The 18,907-nt window shown below is 40.9% G+C and carries 17 protein-coding genes and 4 tRNA genes; 10 read left to right on the forward strand and 11 right to left on the reverse strand.

The features are described 5' to 3' along the window. Nucleotides 1-36: 36 nt before the first annotated feature. From ampD to EL162_RS09275, 8 genes are all read left to right on the forward strand, one after another. Nucleotides 37-645 (forward strand): 1,6-anhydro-N-acetylmuramyl-L-alanine amidase AmpD, encoded by a 609-nt coding sequence (gene ampD, locus EL162_RS09245; protein ID WP_126331733.1) that lies wholly within the window; start codon nt 37-39, stop codon nt 643-645. Between the two features lie 183 nt (nt 646-828). Continuing rightward, nucleotides 829-2,379, forward strand: a complete 1,551-nt coding sequence (gene murJ / locus EL162_RS09250; RefSeq protein WP_126331520.1) for a murein biosynthesis integral membrane protein MurJ — start codon at nt 829-831, stop codon at nt 2,377-2,379. A 140-nt stretch (nt 2,380-2,519) separates the two neighbouring features. Then, a complete protein-coding gene (locus EL162_RS09255; RefSeq protein ID WP_076555954.1) occupies nt 2,520-3,026 on the forward strand; it encodes a hypothetical protein in 507 nt (168 codons plus the stop codon). Between the two features lie 287 nt (nt 3,027-3,313). Further along, nucleotides 3,314-3,637 carry a ferredoxin FdxA gene (gene fdxA / locus EL162_RS09260; RefSeq protein WP_076555953.1) on the forward strand — a complete coding sequence of 108 codons (324 nt, stop codon included), beginning with the start codon at nt 3,314-3,316 and terminating at the stop codon, nt 3,635-3,637. Nucleotides 3,638-3,725: 88 nt separating this feature from the next. Further along, nucleotides 3,726-3,908 carry a DUF1304 domain-containing protein gene (locus EL162_RS10420; protein WP_375537716.1) on the forward strand — a complete coding sequence of 61 codons (183 nt, stop codon included), beginning with the start codon at nt 3,726-3,728 and terminating at the stop codon, nt 3,906-3,908. After that, nucleotides 3,844-4,038 (forward strand): DUF1304 family protein, encoded by a 195-nt coding sequence (locus EL162_RS10345; RefSeq protein WP_259772326.1) that lies wholly within the window; start codon nt 3,844-3,846, stop codon nt 4,036-4,038. The genes EL162_RS10420 and EL162_RS10345 overlap by 65 nt, the downstream gene beginning before the upstream one ends. 199 nt (nt 4,039-4,237) lie before the next feature. Further along, on the forward strand, nt 4,238-5,563 hold the full coding sequence (locus EL162_RS09270; RefSeq protein ID WP_126331521.1) for an MFS transporter: 1,326 nt from the start codon (nt 4,238-4,240) through the stop codon (nt 5,561-5,563). Nucleotides 5,564-5,621: 58 nt separating this feature from the next. Then, nucleotides 5,622-6,764, forward strand: coding sequence for a 5-methyltetrahydropteroyltriglutamate--homocysteine S-methyltransferase (locus EL162_RS09275; protein WP_126331522.1), 1,143 nt, complete (start codon nt 5,622-5,624; stop codon nt 6,762-6,764). A gap of 67 nt (nt 6,765-6,831) precedes the next feature. Here EL162_RS09275 and EL162_RS09280 read toward each other — a convergent pair whose 3' ends face one another. From EL162_RS09280 to EL162_RS09305, 6 genes are all read right to left on the reverse strand, one after another. Then, nucleotides 6,832-8,220, reverse strand: coding sequence for a wax ester/triacylglycerol synthase family O-acyltransferase (locus EL162_RS09280; RefSeq protein ID WP_227543461.1), 1,389 nt, complete (start codon nt 8,218-8,220; stop codon nt 6,832-6,834). Nucleotides 8,221-8,345: 125 nt separating this feature from the next. Then, nucleotides 8,346-9,131, reverse strand: coding sequence for a thiazole synthase (locus EL162_RS09285; protein ID WP_126331734.1), 786 nt, complete (start codon nt 9,129-9,131; stop codon nt 8,346-8,348). A gap of 602 nt (nt 9,132-9,733) precedes the next feature. Beyond that, nucleotides 9,734-9,809: transfer RNA gene (locus EL162_RS09290), tRNA-His, on the reverse strand. 19 nt (nt 9,810-9,828) lie between these two features. Then, nucleotides 9,829-9,905, reverse strand: a tRNA-Arg gene (locus EL162_RS09295). A gap of 46 nt (nt 9,906-9,951) precedes the next feature. Then, nucleotides 9,952-10,028: transfer RNA gene (locus EL162_RS09300), tRNA-Pro, on the reverse strand. Nucleotides 10,029-10,163: 135 nt separating this feature from the next. After that, nucleotides 10,164-10,499 carry a rhodanese-like domain-containing protein gene (locus tag EL162_RS09305; protein WP_126331735.1) on the reverse strand — a complete coding sequence of 112 codons (336 nt, stop codon included), beginning with the start codon at nt 10,497-10,499 and terminating at the stop codon, nt 10,164-10,166. A 306-nt stretch (nt 10,500-10,805) separates the two neighbouring features. Between EL162_RS09305 and EL162_RS09310 the strand changes: the two genes are divergently transcribed. Both EL162_RS09310 and EL162_RS09315 read left to right on the forward strand, forming a co-directional pair. Next, entirely contained in the window at nt 10,806-11,693 is an 888-nt protein-coding gene (locus EL162_RS09310) for an Lnb N-terminal periplasmic domain-containing protein (RefSeq protein ID WP_170161449.1), read from the forward strand. Between the two features lie 315 nt (nt 11,694-12,008). Further along, nucleotides 12,009-12,093: transfer RNA gene (locus EL162_RS09315), tRNA-Leu, on the forward strand. Nucleotides 12,094-12,214: 121 nt separating this feature from the next. On the opposite strand, the gene EL162_RS09320 is transcribed toward EL162_RS09315, so the two are convergent. The 5 genes from EL162_RS09320 to EL162_RS09340 form a co-directional block, all read right to left on the reverse strand. After that, the gene (locus EL162_RS09320; protein WP_126331525.1) at nt 12,215-12,412 is read right to left on the reverse strand and encodes a hypothetical protein; all 198 of its coding nucleotides are present in this window, start codon (nt 12,410-12,412) and stop codon (nt 12,215-12,217) included. Nucleotides 12,413-12,929: 517 nt separating this feature from the next. Beyond that, nucleotides 12,930-14,180, reverse strand: coding sequence for an ATP-grasp domain-containing protein (locus EL162_RS09325; protein ID WP_126331526.1), 1,251 nt, complete (start codon nt 14,178-14,180; stop codon nt 12,930-12,932). A 6-nt stretch (nt 14,181-14,186) separates the two neighbouring features. Next, the gene (locus EL162_RS09330; protein WP_170161450.1) at nt 14,187-15,020 is read right to left on the reverse strand and encodes an ATP-grasp domain-containing protein; all 834 of its coding nucleotides are present in this window, start codon (nt 15,018-15,020) and stop codon (nt 14,187-14,189) included. A gap of 305 nt (nt 15,021-15,325) precedes the next feature. Continuing rightward, nucleotides 15,326-18,256 carry a condensation domain-containing protein gene (locus tag EL162_RS09335; RefSeq protein WP_126331528.1) on the reverse strand — a complete coding sequence of 977 codons (2,931 nt, stop codon included), beginning with the start codon at nt 18,254-18,256 and terminating at the stop codon, nt 15,326-15,328. Next, nucleotides 18,249-18,683 (reverse strand): hypothetical protein, encoded by a 435-nt coding sequence (locus EL162_RS09340; protein ID WP_126331529.1) that lies wholly within the window; start codon nt 18,681-18,683, stop codon nt 18,249-18,251. Before EL162_RS09340 ends, EL162_RS09335 begins: the two co-directional genes overlap by 8 nt. Nucleotides 18,684-18,907: the final 224 nt, after the last annotated feature.

The following is an 18,907-nucleotide window of genomic DNA, read 5'->3' on the forward strand; positions in this document are numbered from 1 at the left end:
TGTTACAATACAAGAAATTTTGGTCAATATCAACTCATGAACCCTTCATCATTTTTTATTAAAGACGGTATCTTACAAGGCAGCACTTTTGTTGCCTCGCCGAATTTCAACGCACGCCCAGCTGACTTTGGTGAGATCTCGGCAATCATCATTCACAACATCAGCCTACCTCCTGCACAATTCAACCAAAGCGATGGCACAGGCACGCACTATGTCAAGGCTTTTTTTCAAAACAAGCTCATCGCCACCAACCACCCATATTTTGCCGAAATTTGCACACTGCAAGTATCTGCACATTTATTTATTGAGCGAGATGGTACGGTTACGCAATTTGTTAATTTTAATGACCGAGCATGGCACGCTGGCATCTCAAGCTATCTTGGGCGAGCCAACTGCAATGATTTTAGCATTGGCATTGAGCTTGAAGGCACAGACCATCAGGATTATGAAGAAATTCAATACGAAGTATTAAGCCAAATCATCGTTGCCATTTACCATGCCTATCCTGCCACTCGCCGCCAGCTGGCAGGTCATAGCGACATCGCCCCCAACCGTAAAACCGACCCTGGCAAGCATTTTGATTGGCAAAAATTACGCAGCATGGTTGCACAATTATACCTATCCACCAGCAAGCAATCGTGCTAATTTGCCACGCACAACCCCTTGGGCAGCTGTCAAGCAACCGCTTGATAATTGCCCAAAATTTTGGCGGTAAATTTACACAAACTTACAAATTGACCACCAAAACCGCCCTGCCTAAGCACAAAATCCAAGCAAAAATCATCAAAACCAAGTAAAATACTACCTTTTGGCAATGTTGATTTTATTATGGCAAAATCTCGGCTTTTTCGCTCAACCATGATTGTCAGCTCAATGACAATGCTGTCTCGCATTTTGGGCTTGTTAAGAGACATGGTGCTGATGAGCGTTTTTGGTGCAGGCGGCTTGATGGACGCATTTTTGGTGGCCTTTAAAATCCCCAATTTTTTGCGTCGTTTATTTGCCGAAGGGGCATTTAGCCAAGCCTTTGTGCCTGTTTTGACCGAATACAAAGAAAAGCGAAGTTTTAACGAAGTGCAGCTGCTGATTGCTCGCACCTCTGGGGTGTTATCGCTGATTTTGCTCGTGCTGACTGTGGTGGTGATTATATTGGCACCGCAAGTTATTGCCCTGTTTGCCCCCGGATTTATTGGTGATGCCCAAAAATTTGACACCGCAGCCGATTTATTGCGTTTGACTTTTCCGTATTTGCTGTTTATCTCAATGACGGCTTTTTTTGGCAGTATTTTACAAAGCTATGGTCGTTTTGCCGCCCCTGCTTTTGCTCCTGTACTGCTCAACCTTGCGATGATTGGCGGTGCTTTGATTCTTGCACCAATGATGGATACACCCATCATGGCATTGGGCTATGCCGTTGCTGTCTCTGGCATATTGCAGCTGGTTATTCAGCTGCCGCAGTTGTGGCAACAAAAACTGCTTGTTGCTCCCAGTATCAATTTTCATGACGATGGCGTCAAAAAAATTCTAAAGCTCATGCTGCCAGCAATTTTTGGTGTTTCTGTTACTCAGATTAACCTGCTATTAAGTACGGTATTTGCCTCACTGATGATGGCAGGGTCAGTCTCTTGGATGTATGCTGCCGAACGCCTAAGCGAACTACCACTTGGGCTGATTGGCGTGGCAATTGGCACGGTGATTTTGCCAAGCCTTTCTGCAAGTCGTGCCAAAGCTGACCAAGAAACTTTTGTCAAGACGCTTGACTGGGCAGCACGGCTGATTATTCTGGTGGGACTGCCTGCAAGCCTTGCCATGTTTGTGCTGTCCAATGTGCTGATGGACGCTTTGTTTGTGCGTGGCGAATTTGACGCCAACGATGCCTTGATGAGCGGTGTGGCACTAAAAGCACTCTCTGGGGGCATCTTGGGCTTTATGCTCATTAAAATTTTTGCCCCTGCGTTTTTTGCCGATCAAGACACCAAAACCCCTGTCAAAGTTGGCATTATTTCGGTATTTGCCAATATGCTGTTTAGCGTCCTGTTTATTGGGATATTTTATTTGGCACGCCTGCCGTTGCATGGCGGCTTGGCACTGGCAACCACCGCTGCAAGTTTTGTCAATGCTGCACTTTTGTACTTTATCTTGCGCCAAAGAGGCATTTATCGCTTTGGCAAACCATGGCGAAAACGCTTTGCCCAATTTATCATCGCCAGCACCGTCATGGTGATTGCCCTGTATCTGCTGCTGCCATTTTATCCAGCACAACAAACTCAGTGGTATAAGTTACTGTGGTTATTAATCATTTGTTTGGCTGGTGCTGCCGTGTATGGTGTGGCACTGCTTGCCACAGGATTTCGCCCCAGTCAGTTGCGCCATCATTAGATGCCAAACAAAAGACACAAGCCATACAAATATTACACAAAAATACTTGTAACTTATGATAATCATCGTAAAATAGCTATTGTGGTGAAATTACCAAGTATGGCATCATGCCCAAACCAACAATTGATTAAGGAAATTCTATGCTAAACACTTCTATCAGTCAGCCTGTTGCTACCAATATTGATACAACGCTGAATCTTGAGCAAATCCGTGCCGAATGCCAAGCACTGGCAAAATCCCGAGCCAAAATATCTGCTGGCGTGGCAGTGATTCCATTGCCATTTTTGGATGTTGCGGTTGATGTTGCCATGCTAAGCAAATTATTGCCTGAAATTACCGCTCGCTTTGGACTAAAAGACGAAGCGCAACTTGCAGGCAATGAAACGCTCCGTGAACAAAATCTCAAAGACCGCATCATCGCTGTTGGCGGCTTGATTGCCGCTCGTGGCGTGGTAAATAAAACCGTGCAAGGCTTTGGTGGTCGCTTTATTGGCAAGCAAGTCAGCAAATATATTCCACTGGGCGGCTCAATGGTTGCAGCAACTTTGGGTTATATGATTTTTAAGAAAATCAGCTTTGACCACATCGAAGAATGCTACGCCATCGCCAAAAAAGCCCAACGAGAGGCTTTGGCAGCAACTCAATAAATAACTGCTGTCAATTTATTGGTATTTTTAAATAAATAATTAAAAAAATACCAAAATTTGCACAAAAATCTCAGCGATAAGCCTTGAGCAATTCTCATTTTCACTTGCTTTAAGGCTTTTGCGAATTTTTGGTATATTTTTTCACTTTTGGCATAACAAAATAACAGGTTTTATTTGAGAAAATTGCCCAAACACGCTACAATAAGCCAGTTTTGGGCATTGCCCTTTCTTATTAGTTATTCTTTTGGGCAAAATGCCCCAGCCAACCGCTAGCATAAGGTAAAAACATGACTTTTGTTGTAACTGATAACTGTATTTTGTGCAAATACACCGACTGTGTGGAAGTATGCCCTGTAGACTGTTTCTACGAAGGCCCAAATTTTTTGGTCATCAACCCTGATGAGTGTATTGACTGTGCCTTATGCGAGCCTGAATGTCCAGCCAATGCGATTTTTTCTGAAGATGAACTGCCTGCAGGTCAAGAAGAGTTTTTGGCACTCAACGAAGAGCTGTCAGGCGTATGGACAAACATCACCGAGAAAAAAGACCCGCTGCCTGACTACGAAAAATGGGACGGCGTTGAGGGCAAGATTCAGTACCTAGAACGCTAAATTCACACCAATAAACACGCTTGGAATCGTTATGCAAACACTGGCAACTTGCTTGGTCTTGATTGTTATTATTGAGCATTTTTTTATCATGTACCTTGAAATATGCAAGATTCCAAGCTCACAAGCTGCCCGCATTTTTGGTCTGCCGATTGAGTTTTTGCAACAAAAAAGCGTGCAAGTTTTGTTTAGCAACCAAGGGCTGTATAATGGCTTTTTGGCAACAGGGCTTGCGTGGGCGTATTTTTTTCGCCCCACAAGTTGCTCGCACTGATGCCAGTATTTTGTTTCTTGGCTTTGTTATTCTCGCTGCCATTTGGGGTGCCATCACCTCAAATCCAGCCATCTTAATCAAACAAGGACTGCCAGCAGTATTGGCACTGTTAGCGGTGCTGCTCATCTAATTTGGCATACACGATTAATTCAATCCCCCTTAATGCATTCACCCATCTGCTGATGGGTGTTTTTTATTACCTTGTCGCCAGCACAAGTTTATCATGATATTTTTTCATGTTTCTTTGAAAATATTGACACTTATTCATCATAAAAGTCCGTTATAATGCACAATTTTTATTAATCATAAATAATAGCAAAATATCGGTTATGAATAACAGCTCTCATCTTGCACAGCATAATCTGGCTTATGCCATCAATCACACCCCCATGCACCGCTACCAATGGCTGATTGTTGCTTTGGCAGTTGTCCTAAATATGCTTGATGGCTTTGATGTACTGGCAATCGCCTTTACCGCCAAAAGTATCCAAAACGAGCTGGGGCTGACTGGCACGCAAATCGGCAGTCTGATGAGTGCAGGATTTATTGGCATGGCGATAGGCTCTATGGGACTTGCTCCATTTGCTGATAAATTTGGTCGCCGTCCCTTATTAATCATCGCAACCGCCCTATCAGCACTTGGTATGCTGATGACTTATTTTGCCAGCACGGTCGAGGGCATCGCATTGTCGAGACTGATTACAGGCGTGGGCGTGGGTGGGATTTTGCCCTGCACCAATGTCATTGTCAGCGAATACGCCAATCAAAAATGGCGTGGTCTGGCAATCGCCATCTATGCCAGTGGCTTTGGTATCGGTGCAATGCTTGGCGGTCTGTCGGCAGTCATTTTGCAAGATGAGTTCGGCTTTCGTTCGGTATTTATGACAGGTGCTGTTTTGACAGGCTTGGCACTTGTTGCCATCATCGCTCTGTTGCCAGAGTCTGTGTCATTTTTAAACCAACAACAACCAAGCAACGCCGCCAACAGACTAACCAAGATAGCCAACAAAATCGGCAAAACAGGCGACTGGCGACTGCCGCCTCTTAGCAAGCAATCAAAACAAACCACCGCCATCAGCCAGCTGTTTACTAGCCAACAATACAAAACCACCCTGCTAATTTGGCTTGCGTTCATTGCTGTTATGTCGTCTTTTTATTTTGTCAGCTCTTGGACGCCTGCATTGCTAGAATCCTCAGGATTGGCAAAACAACAAAGCCAAACAGTCGGTATGGCGATCAGCATCGGCGGTGCGGTCGGCTCGTTGATTTTTGGCTTCTTGGTGAGTCATCTTAGCCCAAGATTTACCCTGATGACATTTATCGCATTATCATCGCTTGCCATCATTGCTTTTGTTTTTAGCCCCAATCTTGCCATCGCACTTGTTTTTGCTGTGCTTATCGGTGCTTTGATAAATGGTTGTATCACAGGCCTGTATGCCATCAACCCAACTCTATACAAGCCAAGTTTTCGCAGCACAGGCGTTGGTACAGCAATCGGCATCGGGCGACTTGGCTCAATCGCCTCACCAATTTTGGCAGGCAAGCTGCTTGATTTGGGCATTGGCAAAGATGATTTGTACTTAGGTGCCAGTGGCGTTATTTTGCTTGCCTGTGTCGCTGTGTATTTTTTGCACATTCCCAAGCAAACTGACTAAAAGCATAATTCGATAACAATTAACACTTTTATCAAACCAACCAGATGAGGATTTAGCCATGTCAAAACTATTTGCAACTGCCACCGTGCGTCATCAAGCCCCTTATCGTAACGATGTCGTTGGCTCATTTTTACGCACCCAAGCCTTAATGACTGCCAAAGAAAAACTCAACGCAGGCACAATAAGCAGCGATGATTATCAAGTGATACTTAAGCAAGAAATCAGCAAATTGGTCGAAAAACAAAAACAGCACGGTCTTAATGCCGTCAGCGATGGTGAATTTAGCCGTGTATGGTGGCATTTGGATTTTTTGGCGGACTTAGAAGGAGTGCAATGGGTAGAGACCGAGAATTTTTCCGTGCAGTTTAAAGATGCCAAGCCAAAAAGCCACAGTGTAACCATCACCGACAAGATTGATTTTTCGGACAAGCATTCATTCATCAATGCCTATCAGCTTCTTGCCGATGCTGCAGGCGAGACGCCGACCAAATTTACCATTCCCTCACCCTCAATGCTGCATTTGGTTGCCTGTGTGCGTGATCCAAACCATCAACCAATTGATCGCTACCAAGATGAAGCAGTGCTGTATCGTGATATTGGCGATGCTTATATCAAGGCAATGCAAAAATTTTATGCAATGGGGCTAAGAAATCTGCAACTTGATGACACCAGCTGGGGTCAATTTTGTGCGGTGGATAAGCGTGCCGAATTTGCCGCTCGTGGCTGGGATTTTGACAAACTTGCCAAAGATTATGTTGCTATGATTAATCGCATCGTTGATGCCAAGCCTGCCGACATGACCATCACCATGCACATTTGCCGTGGCAATTTTCGCTCCACATGGTTCTCAGAAGGCAGTTATGCCCCTGTTGCCGAAGTGCTGTTTGGCAGCTGCCGTGTTGATGGATTTTTCTTAGAATATGACAGCGATCGGGCTGGCGATTTTGAACCATTAAAGCACATCAAAGACCAGCAAGTCGTGCTTGGACTGATTACCTCAAAAACAGGCGAGCTTGAAGACAAAAATGAAATCATCGCACGCATTCAAGAGGCGACCCAATATATGGACATTAATCAGCTGTGCCTAAGTCCGCAATGTGGTTTTGCCAGCACCGAAGAAGGCAACATTCTCACCGAAGAAGCCCAGTGGGCAAAAGTCGCACTCATTCGTGAAATTGCCGATGAAGTTTGGGGTGCGTAGGCTCACCAAAAAGCACCCGATAAACAATTGGGTGCTTTATTTATTAGTATTAATAAACAATGCTTATTTAATCTTTGATAGGTGTTTTGTTATAAAAGAGCAAATTTTCGTACGCCCCAAGCCCTTGTTTGATTAACTCTGGCAAATGATGAATATTTGGCAGTACTTCGCCACAAGCAATCAGCCCAAAGTCAATGCGGTCTTGATAATTGGCAAAGCTGATATTCAACGCCTGCCCATCAAACAGCACAGAAGCAGGATAAACAGCTGATAATCTTGCACCATTTAGGTATAATGGCGTATTGTCATCACCAGGGATATTGGAGATTACCAAATTAAACGCTTGTTTTTTTGGATACAATCGCAGTGCCAAATTCACCCCCGCCCACGCATAATGTGCAGCTGTATAATTGATAAATTGTGCCTGCGTCATACGCTGCATTCGTGCTTTTCCAGCTTGAATGCTTTGACTTATTTTGTTAATTCTAACTAACAAATCCTCGTCAGCCGTTCCCAGATTTGTCGGGATAAAAGAAATCTGATTGCCCAGTGCTGTATCATTATTGCGTAGCGAAATTGGCACAAAAGCAATCAGCGATTTGCTTGGCAGAGCATTTTGCTGACAAAGATAAGCTCGCAGTGCATAAGCACACACCGCCAAAATCACATCATTGGTTGTCAGCCCAAGCGTTTTGGCAATCTCCACAAAGCGTGATTTTTGTAGTGCAATTGCCAAAAAATCTCGCCGTGTGGTGATTTTTTGATTAAATAGCGATGGCGGTGCTTGCAAACTGCCAATAAACGCCTCTGTCTGCCCTTGACGATACAGCTTATAATCTTGCTTTAGCTCAGCCAGTACAGGCGTAATGCTACCAAGCTGCTCTGTTAGGTGTTTTAAAAATGACTTATTTTGCCGCACAAAACTGCTCTGACGCTGGCGAATTTGTCTTGACCAAAGCGGCTGTGGCAAAACCTCGTCAGCTCGCCCAGAAAGCAAGCGTTGGAATAATCGCATCGCTGCCACGCCATCAAGCACCGCATGATGAATCTTAAGGTACAAAGCAAATCGCTTGGGGGCGTTTTCATGCTCTGGCTGCAAGTTGCTGAATAAGTGCAGCTGCCACAGCGGTCTGTCTTTTGACAAACGCTCTTCGTGCAAATTAGAAACTTTTTCTAGCAATTCGGACATTTCGCCAGTTTGTAGGCGATGATGGTAACAATGCTTGTGCCAATCAAAGCGGCTGGTTTTTTGCCAAAAAATCCCTGCAAGTTGTTGATTAAATGGGAAATTCGGCAAATTATCAACATCCGCCTGTCCAAGCAGTTGGGCAAAATACCGTGCCTCGTCTTGACTGGTGCTGTGCTTTGGCAATTCAAATACACAAATCCCTGCCACATGCATCGGCTGCTTGGCATTTTCTAACAATAAAAACAATAAATCAACAATGCCAAGCATACGCACAATCTACCGTCCTTAAAAAACTGTGCCTATGATAGCAAACTTTGCGACATTTGATAAGTCTTTCATGATTATTTTTTAATATTTAACAAACAAACAGTTATTCACATCAGTCTGTTAATTTAAGTGAAAAAATACCCCGTCTGTGGCGAGCTTGCCTGTGCCATGTAGCGTGGCGACATTCGCCCTGCCAAAAACGCCGCACGCCCAGCCTTGATTGCATATTGCATCGCCGTTGCCATCAAAGTGGGATTTTTTGCATGAGCAATTGCCGTATTCATCAGCACGCCATCGCAGCCAAGTTCCATGGCAATAGCAGCGTCAGAAGCCGTACCAACTCCAGCATCAACCAGCACAGGCACTGTGCTTTGTTCGATAATCAAGCTAAGCGTATGGCGATTGAGCAGACCCAAGCCAGAGCCAATCAAACTCCCCAGCGGCATAATCGCCACACAGCCCATGCTTGCCAGCTCATTTGCCACGATTGGATCGTCAGAAGTGTACACCATGACCTCAAATCCATCATCAACCAGTTGCTTGGCTGCTTTGACCGTCTCAATGACATTGGGATACAGGTTTTTTTCGTCGCCCAGCACCTCAAGCTTGACCAAATTATGCCCATCAAGCAACTCCCTTGCCAACAAACAGGTACGCACCGCACTGGATGCATCAAAACAGCCTGCCGTATTTGGCAAAATTGTATATTCCGTTGGCGGAATAATATCGAGCAGATTTGGCTCATTGGGATTTTGTCCGATATTGGTGCGGCGAATGGCAACGGTAACAATTTCTGCACCACTTGCCTTGATTGCCTGATGAGTGGCGTGCAAGTCTTGATATTTGCCTGTGCCCACCAATAAGCGAGAATCAAACTCTCTGCTGCCAATTACCAATTTGTCTGCATTCATCATCCTTTGCCCCAATAAAAGTCATCAGCTGCATTGTATCGCAAAGCCATCAAGATAACAATGCCAATCAAGGACAAAATCAACAAATCACACCACAAAAGCAAAGCCTACCGACCATCATTAAGCAATCTGTTAAATTATAATTTATAATAATTGATAAATAATACGCATCGCCAGCAATTCTCTTGCTCACCAATACACCACCAAAGCAGCCCGATGACAGTAACAGCTTTTGTTGCTACGCCAAAGTTTTGCTCAGCTTATTGCGTTGATTGTCAATTTGTTGGTTGCTTTTTCTCAGATTTTTGGTAAATTTTTATAAATAATTATTAAATATATTATAAATTAACCAACTGGTTTTTGACATCGCTTAGGCTTTTTTATACCAAATCTAAAGTTTGTTGCATTGACAGATACGGTGTCATAAGCAGCCCATTTGACAAATTCCACAACCACCATCTACTCAAACTCCCCATAGTTTGAGATGATGATAAGTTTGAAAAACGCTAGCAAGCGTTGGTCATGTAGGGCGAAAATAAAGCAACAAAAAAAGCCCAAGCTAATGGCTTTGGGCTTTATAATATTGAAATTTTACAAGAAAATGGGGCGACTAATGGGACTCGAACCCACGACAACCGAGATCACAACCCGGGGCTCTACCAACTGAGCTATAGCCGCCATAAATACAACAGGCAAATGGCACGCCTGGCAGGATTCGAACCTGCGACCACCTGCTTAGAAGGCAGATGCTCTATCCAACTGAGCTACAGGCGCTCATGATTGGCTTTCGCCAACAAAAAAAGCCTGTTCGGCTTTAAAATGGTCGGAGTGGAGGGATTCGAACCCCCGACCCTCTGGTCCCAAACCAGATGCGCTACCAAGCTGCGCTACACTCCGATTTTCAACTTCAAGTCTTGACTTGCTAATCAGCTCGTCGTTGTGGTGCGTATGATACAACCAAGTCGGCTTACTGTCAAGAAATAAATTTCAAAAAAATTCAGAAAATTTATAACTTATTGATTTTTATATATTTTAATCTTTCGTGCCTGACTGATTGTCATCAGTATTACGAACGATAGTCATGCCATGTACCACTGCCGCTCTGGTACCACCTGTTAAATGAATAACGGTGCGACCACCATCTAACTGCTCAATAAGTTCCGCTGCTTTTTGTGCTTTTGTGCCACCGCCACACAAAACATAAATATCACCCTGCGTTTCGTCAATCAGCTGCCGATTAATCGTTGCCAATGGTTGATTGGTCGCATATTCAATATGCCCCTGTTGATATTTGTCAGCATCACGCACATCCCAAATAATCTTATCCGCTGTCGGTGTAAATTGGGTAATATCCAGCGTCTTAATCATCACTTATCTCCAAAATAGCCAAATCATCTGCAAATATCATACCAACACGGACGGTTATTTACAACACAACCTTGCCATTTTATGATATTATCTGTGCAGTTATGCTTTTTGTTATTTTTATCACTCATCAAGTTGCATTTATATGTCAGCACTCCGCAAACATCGCTCATTTTTTCGCAGTAAGCGGCAAACCACCCCAGCAAGCGTTGCTGGCAAAAGCCTTGCGCTCTGTGGACAGCATGGGGTCTGACCGCTGTATGGCTACACAAGCCCATCGGTGCTGGCAGTTATGCAATCATTGCCCTATTGCCCATTATCTTTTTGGCAACTTTTTACAAAAAACCAAAATACGCCAAAGCTCTTTTGCTCATCAGCTTGATTATCATTACTCTGTGGTTTGTCGCCATGCAGCCCAGCAACAATCGGCCGTGGCAAGATGAGGTGCTTCAGCAATTAAGCTATGAGCAGCAAGGCGATATCATCACCATTAACAATGTACGCAACTTTGATTGGCTAAGTGAAAACGACTACATTGCAAACTGGCAAACTCGCCGCTACGATTTATCCAAGCTACAGACACTGGATTTGTTTGTTTCCATTTGGGATAACGAAAATATCGCTCACACGCTGTTATCGTTTGGCTTTTCAGACGGTCAGCGATTGGTATTTTCTATTGAGATACGCAAAGAAATTGGTGAAGACTTTTCATCAATTGGGGGATTTTTCCGTCAATATGAACTGACCATTGTTGCCGCTGACGAAAAAGACATCATCTATACACGCTCCAATGTTCGTAATGAGCGAGTGTATCTATATCCGCTAAACTACCCCAAGCCTTATATTCGTAAGCTATTCATGAGCTATTTACAAGCTGCCGAAGCACTAAAAGACACTCCCGCTTGGTACAACACCCTAACCGCCAACTGCACCACAGAGATTTTTAAGCTTATCAAAGACATCACGCCCTACCCTCGCGATTATCGGATTTTGGTATCGGGCAGGCTGCCAGCATACCTGCACGAACTTGGTGTGATAAATCAGCAATACTCATTGCAAAACTGGAAAGAAATGGCGTTTATCAATCCAAAAGTCGCCGCTTATTCGGCAAAAAACCCCATTTCCTCCCAACAATTTTCACAAAAAATCCGTGAAAATTTACCTCCTGCCACCGAGCCTGAGCCAGCAAAAAATTAAACCAAAGCAAATAAAATAATATTTTTCAATGAGTTAAATCAAAACACTGCAACCTACCTCCCAAATTCACCACAAACCGCCGCATCATTTGTCAGATTTAACAATCAGTGCTTTATCTACAATAAAGCACTGCGATTAAGCCACTCCCCCAAGTGTATAATGGCTAAATCTTGTCAGTTGCAAAAAAAATAAATCATCTAAAATCAAAATCTTATAAAAATTTTCTCAAGTAAATAAAAAAACCCTTGCCAAAATACAAAAATCATATATAATACCCATCATCAAGACAACGCAAGTTTTCTTAAGCAACAAATTGGGGACGTGGCGAAATTGGTAGACGCACTGGATTTAGGTTCCAGCGCCGCGAGGTGTGAGAGTTCGAGTCTCTCCGTCCCCACCATATCAACCAGTGATGTTCACTGGTTTTTTTATTGGCAAATTTTTGCTCAATGAGCAATTGCACTTGCCAACGCCATTCCTTGCACCGTACTGTAGCAAGAAACCTGTTAGGGTGTGCAGTGCTATTCGGTAGATGCCGCCTTCTTGCTATTTTCTCTTAATTCTTTTTTTAAATCAAAGTTTTGATTAGCTTGTAATGCCCGTGGATTTTTGCCACCCCACCCGTATTTGCGGCATTTGCTATCAGCTGCCCATGAAACATTAATAAAAAATTTTTCTTTTTGATCTCGGAAGCTAAAATCCATACCAAATTTAATCACAGTTTCCTCTTTACAGTATATATACCCCTCTGGAGTTTTAACAGGTGTGATTTTTTTCTTATTTATATTTTTTTAACCTTGTCACTTTTATCTTCTAAAAATGATCTAGTCAAAGAGCGATGAGAAAATTTACCCTTACTTATATAGCTCTCATTATCATAGGATTTATCAAAATCTGTAAGTTCATTCATAAGTTGCATTGGCTGTGGTTCAAAAAGTATACTGACCAAACCCAGCCATAATTGATATAGTGAAACAATAAATCAAACGCTTTAAAATGGTTGGCTAACTTCTTTAAAAAACAGCAAGTATGAAAACAATCAATAATGTTTTGTAATAATAGAAAATAGCACCATATTTATCAATCAAAGTGCCGATATACATTGGTGCAAAAATAGAAGATACCACCTCTAATACCATTGCCAGACCAAAAAAGCGATACTTTGTGTCATTTGCAACAAATGAACGGCTGATGCGACCAACAGCAATGCCTTAATCACATTCAACAATAGCTCTGCTATGAATATTCTTGCCATAAAATATACTCATTTGCCCATTGTATAAAATCATCATAACAGAGTGCTGCTTGTGGCTCGTCTTCGCTTGCAAAAATTGCAGTACAAATTCCTTGCACATTAGAGACAGTAGGATGAATGGTTTGTTCAGCCAAAACATCACAATGGTAGTCTACAACATGGGTTAAATCGCAAGTTTTTGCAATATGTTTTATTTTGGCGCGGACTCGTCCCAAGCTAAACACCACCCAACCACCACTTGTTGTGTTGTTTTTTTGTTCAACCTTTGCTGGTCTTTGATGATATAAAGTATCTAGCAACCAAGCATTTAAATCGACACCGCGCACCAAATCATTGGTTTGATTGATTCCTGCTCCACCTGTTCTGCAAGCAATTTCGCACAGAACAACGGTATCATCTTGATCAATAAAATATTCGGCATGAAATGTAAAAGCCATAGGAACATCAATGGCACTCAACACCTCTTCATGAGCCTTTTTTAATTTTTGATACGTCGCTGATTGATTGGGCAATAAAATTGACCCCAATGAAAAATTATGATAGAAATCATCAATCAAACCGTGAATGTATTCGCCACAAGACAAATATTGTATTTGATTGTTATAGCAAAAACCATCAACATGATATAATTTTCCCTCAACATAACTTTCAATCATTAAACTAGGTTCGGTAAATCCATTGCTACGAAAATCTGATTGAGCAAACGCCTCTATATCTGCAACCGATCTTAAAATTTGCGTACCAACACCTCCGCCACCCTCCTGTTGCTTCACCACTACAGGAAAGCCATTTTTTTGGATAAAATCATGAATATCTAACACAGATTTTACCTCTGCAAAACAAGGGGTCTTAACACCTTTAGATGAAAAATAATGTTTCATCGCTATTTTATTTCTAAAGATACGCAATATGTTTTCAGGAATATGGTCAAGGCCAAGCCACTGATTCATTCTGTGCGCCCTATACAAATCAAACTCAGCTACAGCAAAAACAAGCTTAATTTTGGCAGTTAAATGAAAATGGTACACATAATTTTCAAGCTGTCCACTTTTATCATAATTGCTCACCAAGACAAAACTACACACCATCCCTTCAATCATCTGGGCATATTTTGCACAAGTTGCTGTCATTTTTTCCTTAGAAGCCAGTACAACCACCTTGTCTTTTGAGGCAAACTTTTTTAATACTGTATATAAAGCATATAAATTGCCTCTGTGCAAAAGAATAATCACTGAAATTTACTCAACTATCGCTTGGGTTAAAAATTGATTACGAATTTTATGGGCAATCATCACACATTCATCAAAATCATTAGCATAAACCACTGCCATGGTATGACGCATTGCCGAACACTCTGGGCGAATAACACACTCTCCTGGGCTGATATTTATCTCAATTTCATCAATATAATCGCCATAATCTTGCAAATCAGGCATCTTCACATAAGTGGCACCTTCTACAAAGTTGGTAAAAATCACATGGGCAAATTTGGCCTTAATGGCTGCAGGTGTATATGCAATATGTGCAAGCTGGTGCAAATAGGCTTCGATTAAATCAACGCCAGTGGTCAAACGCACTAGGCTTACAATGCGATCGCCACCTGTGCGAGAATGCCCCTCTACAATATGCACACCCGTTTGGTTGATAATAATTTCGGTGTGCGAAGGCCCTTCTTGCAATTCCACCAAATCCAAAAACTCTTTAACTTTTTGTATTATCAAACTGTAGCTGGCATCATCTAATTTGGGTGGCATGATATGACCAGTTTCAATAAAATCTGCATCAATGAATTTTTTGGTAATGGCGATAATCTTATGTTGCCCATTATCGCTCAAAGCCTCTACACTATATTCATCACCATGAATGTATTCTTCCACCAGCACATATTCAAGTTCTTGATATTTCTGAACAAAAAGTTCAGTGTCTGTTTTTCCAACAAAATAACGCCCAATCAAACGGCTGCCGAAACCATCTACTGGCTTAACAATTACATCAAAATTAATACTGTTCAATAACGATTGCAAATGCGATACTTTTGTTAATTTTGACCACATGATAAAATGCTCTGCCAAACAATGTCTCATTGCTTCTTTATCACACAATCTTTGTACACAAGATACGCTATTTGCCCGAAGATGATAGCATTCATTCAACTTGGCTGCCAATAACAAATACCCTTCGGTAAAAGAAACAAACTTGCAAATTGTGAGCTTGGAGCAATAAGCACCTAACACATGTGTGATTGCATCGTATGTGATTGCATTTAAACCAATTTGAATATAATCATCACGAAAAACGAAATGTTCTTTTGTTTGGCGAATATCAATAATTTTTAAGCCCCTAGGGGCTCTGCGTAAAATCGCTTCGTTTGCACCAATTATAACAACCCACATACACGCTCTCCATTAATCATTTGTGTTATTTTTAAGACTATGTTTTTCATAAAGTATTGCACATCATTGGCATCAAACAACGAACGCCTATATTGCATTCTCAATAAAAATTCGTCCTGATAAGCATCGATATAAAGCATCATGTCAAATTTCACATCAAAACCCAAATCCTGATGCAAGATGCCATCCGTCTTCATTGATAGTTTTTCTGATTTTTTATTTAATAAGCTAATAAAGAATGTTGTCAAAGGAAATCTGTCTTGATCAAAATGACAATTTTGCATTTTAACCAACTCATCATATTGCAAATCTTGGTACTTCATTGCTTGATATAAGCCATTATGAACATACTCTAAATAGCATTTGGTATTACGCTCCAAAACACCATTTAAAAAACTACGCACCGTAACTAATGAAATAAAATTCCCAATTACCTCTTCTTCGTATATAGTCATTCTGCCCAATGCGGGTGTCCCTACCACAACATCATTCACTTGATACTGCTCGTGCAAACACAAAAAATAACTTGCTAAAATTACCGTAAATGGCGTGCATTGCATTTTTTGAGCAAATAATTTAAGTTTTTTGGATAAATCAACATCAAGCAATAAAATACTCTGAAAACCTTTTGCATTAAAATCAGGATATTGGGTGGCAACATTAATTTTTTTATAGGGTCTTTGATACAGATTTTGCCAATATTGCAAAGAAGAATCGCTTGTACCGCAATGATTGAGTGAATATCTACTATACTGCAAAGGCTTGATAGATGGCGTTTTGCCGTTTAAGCACTCTATCAATTCTTGTTTAATTAGTCCTTGAGAATATCCATCACAAATTAAGTGATGGATATTCCATACAACCATTTGATAGCTTGGGCTTTGTACAAGCGTCATAGAAAATAATGGCCATGTTTGTATGTCAATTACTCTTGATGCCTGCATCAATCTGACTTGATTGAGTGTATTTTCAAAATCACCATCACTACATACAACTTGCGTTATTTTATGATTTTGATATACATCCTCTGGCACCAAATGCATTTTTTCATCAAGACAATATGATTGCAATGCATCATGGCGCGCAATCACAGCAATCAAAGCGTCTTGTAATTGTTGAATATCCACCCTTGAAAAATCCCATAGCACCAACATATTGCACCAATTACGATTGTACATTGGCATATAAATATTTTTGTAGCGTTTTTGTTGAGGGGTGAAAGGATAGCTAACAATTGGCACATCAAAGCTTTGAGCATCCTGAAAGAGCTGGGCATCTTCAGATGTATGCTTTGGCTGCTGATTTAGCCAATGACAAAAATCTTGAATTACTGGATGCTCATAAACAGACCAATAATCAATTTTTTTGCCAGTAGCACGCTCAAGCTCAATTGCAAAATAAGCAATGTCCAAAGAATCGCCACCAAGCTCAAAAAAGCTGTCATTTCGGGTAATCGCACCCTGATAACCTGTTACTTTACGCCAAATCTGATACAGTATATCATCATCTTGGACGTCAATGGTCTGCTGATTGGCATAACTCAATAAAGCTTGCCGGTCAATTTTGCCACTTGCTGTGCGTGGCATTTGTTCCAAATGATAAATTTGATTTGGCAAAATGGGCTGGTATAGCTTGTTTTTAAGTTGATCATACACCAAAGATTTTTGTAAAGATCCGGTATAAAATCCGATGATTTTGGACCTGCAATCTTGCAAAACAACACTTTGAGTAACACCCTCAATGGCCGCAAGATGAGTATTAACATCACTTAAATGCACTCGCACACCATTGACTTTTATTTGATCATCAACACGCCCTTGCACAAACAGTAACCCATCTTTTATCTCACCGATATCACCTGTTGGATACCATTGCTTTCCATCTTGCCATACAAAATTATCATACCCCAGATAGCCCAAACTTGGGTATTTGGTATGTATGAGAATCTGATTTTGATCATCTAATACAAATTCCGTATCAGGCAATGCCCTACCCACAGGAATGGCATCATAATTTTCTATTTGTGCCAAATCTCTGTCATAATAAAATTTTGCCAGCGTAGTTTCTGATGGACCATACAAATTAACTAAGCAATCAACCACAAAATACTGTTGTAAGTGATACACAGTGCTTTTTTGTAATTTTTCTCCTGCAAAAAATACCTTTGCCAGTGGCAGTTTAGATTGCCCCAACCTCATTGTGTTCAACCAAAAATCAAAAACTGAAGGCACGCCATACAACACACTGATTTGTTTGGTTTTAAGCCATTTTGTTAGACACTCACCCGATTGATACTTCAAATCAATATTAGGAATAACCAATGTTGATCCCGAGATTAAAGTTGTAAAAATTTCTCGATAAATCACATCAAAGGCACAATTTGTCGTATGTGCAACACGATATTTGACCTCATTAAAATAACGCTTCTTTTGCCAGCAAATAAAATGCACCAACCCCGCGTGAGAACCTAAAATAATCTTTGGCTCACCTGTCGATCCTGAGGTTGTAACCACATAGCCCTCATCCTTTGGATTGATTGGTTGCTCAATATTGGCACACAACGAGATAGTTGATTGATTTTTCTTAATGTCTAATAAATCTTTTTGATTAACTACTTTTTTACAATCTATTTGGGAGAGAATCTTTTGATTAAACTCTTCACCTCTCGCTGCATCCAATAGTACACAGCTTTTTTTATGTGCAAAAATGGCAAACATCATTGCAATCATTTCAACAGTGAGCAGAGCATCACAATGTATGGCGATTCTTTGAGTGGGAATTGTAGTTAGATATTGATAATAGATATGAGATAATTGCAATAATTTTTCATAAGAAATATATTGCATTGGACTTTCGATTGCAACATCGCGATTATTCTGAGCGACTTTTACAAATAAGCCAAATAAATTATCCATTTACCAAATATCCTTTATTTTCAACAGTATATTTTTTTATTCTATCATAATCATTAACATTGACAGTTTTGATCATCCATCTTTGTTTGGCAGATTCAATATGATTCATTGCCATAATTTTCTTACAATGTATGGAATAATTATTTTGTGAAGCAATTAAATCACCCGTTCTTAAATGAACACAAATTTTATTTTTATGCAATAAAGCGATTAGTTTTTCAATCAACGCTAGACCAACATCTGTGGTTGCTTTTGTACGATTTTCAAAAAAACGCAAATCCACACCATCAATATCACTTAATATTGGATGTAAATTTGCCTCACCCAATCTTACTAGGCTTTTATATGTACTCAAATCATCATACGGTGTATAGAACTGTGCTTTTGCTTGGTCTATGTTGGTTGTTTCTAAAATAAATTCATACAAGCCTCATGGAACTCTATTGCCTTCAATTAACTTGCTAATGCAATTTTTAAAAGCTTTATAGTCATAATAAGGATTATGAAGATTTAACAATATCGTTTGCAATTCCAAACTTTCATCCAGAGCCACTCGATACTTAATCAAGGTTTTTCCTAAAAATATCAATATCTAACCATTCTAGCATTTCATACGAATAAGCACAACTAAATAATCTCTAACCAATACAA

It is taken from the genome of Moraxella cuniculi (assembly GCF_900637105.1).
In the GTDB taxonomy this organism is placed as follows: Bacteria; Pseudomonadota; Gammaproteobacteria; order Pseudomonadales; family Moraxellaceae; genus Moraxella; species Moraxella cuniculi.

Coding starts and splice junctions, on each gene's coding strand:
- EL162_RS09270 (WP_126331521.1), top strand. CDS start 4,238: ATGAATAACAGCTCTCATCTTGCACAGCATAATCTGGCTTATGCCATC.
- EL162_RS09275 (WP_126331522.1), top strand. CDS start 5,622: ATGTCAAAACTATTTGCAACTGCCACCGTGCGTCATCAAGCCCCTTAT.
- EL162_RS09255 (WP_076555954.1), top strand. CDS start 2,520: ATGCTAAACACTTCTATCAGTCAGCCTGTTGCTACCAATATTGATACA.
- EL162_RS09335 (WP_126331528.1), bottom strand. CDS start 18,256: ATGGATAATTTATTTGGCTTATTTGTAAAAGTCGCTCAGAATAATCGC.
- ampD (WP_126331733.1), top strand. CDS start 37: ATGAACCCTTCATCATTTTTTATTAAAGACGGTATCTTACAAGGCAGC.
- EL162_RS09280 (WP_227543461.1), bottom strand. CDS start 8,220: ATGCTTGGCATTGTTGATTTATTGTTTTTATTGTTAGAAAATGCCAAG.
- EL162_RS09285 (WP_126331734.1), bottom strand. CDS start 9,131: ATGAATGCAGACAAATTGGTAATTGGCAGCAGAGAGTTTGATTCTCGC.
- EL162_RS09305 (WP_126331735.1), bottom strand. CDS start 10,499: ATGATTAAGACGCTGGATATTACCCAATTTACACCGACAGCGGATAAG.
- EL162_RS10345 (WP_259772326.1), top strand. CDS start 3,844: ATGGCTTTTTGGCAACAGGGCTTGCGTGGGCGTATTTTTTTCGCCCCA.
- EL162_RS10420 (WP_375537716.1), top strand. CDS start 3,726: ATGTACCTTGAAATATGCAAGATTCCAAGCTCACAAGCTGCCCGCATT.
- fdxA (WP_076555953.1), top strand. CDS start 3,314: ATGACTTTTGTTGTAACTGATAACTGTATTTTGTGCAAATACACCGAC.
- murJ (WP_126331520.1), top strand. CDS start 829: ATGGCAAAATCTCGGCTTTTTCGCTCAACCATGATTGTCAGCTCAATG.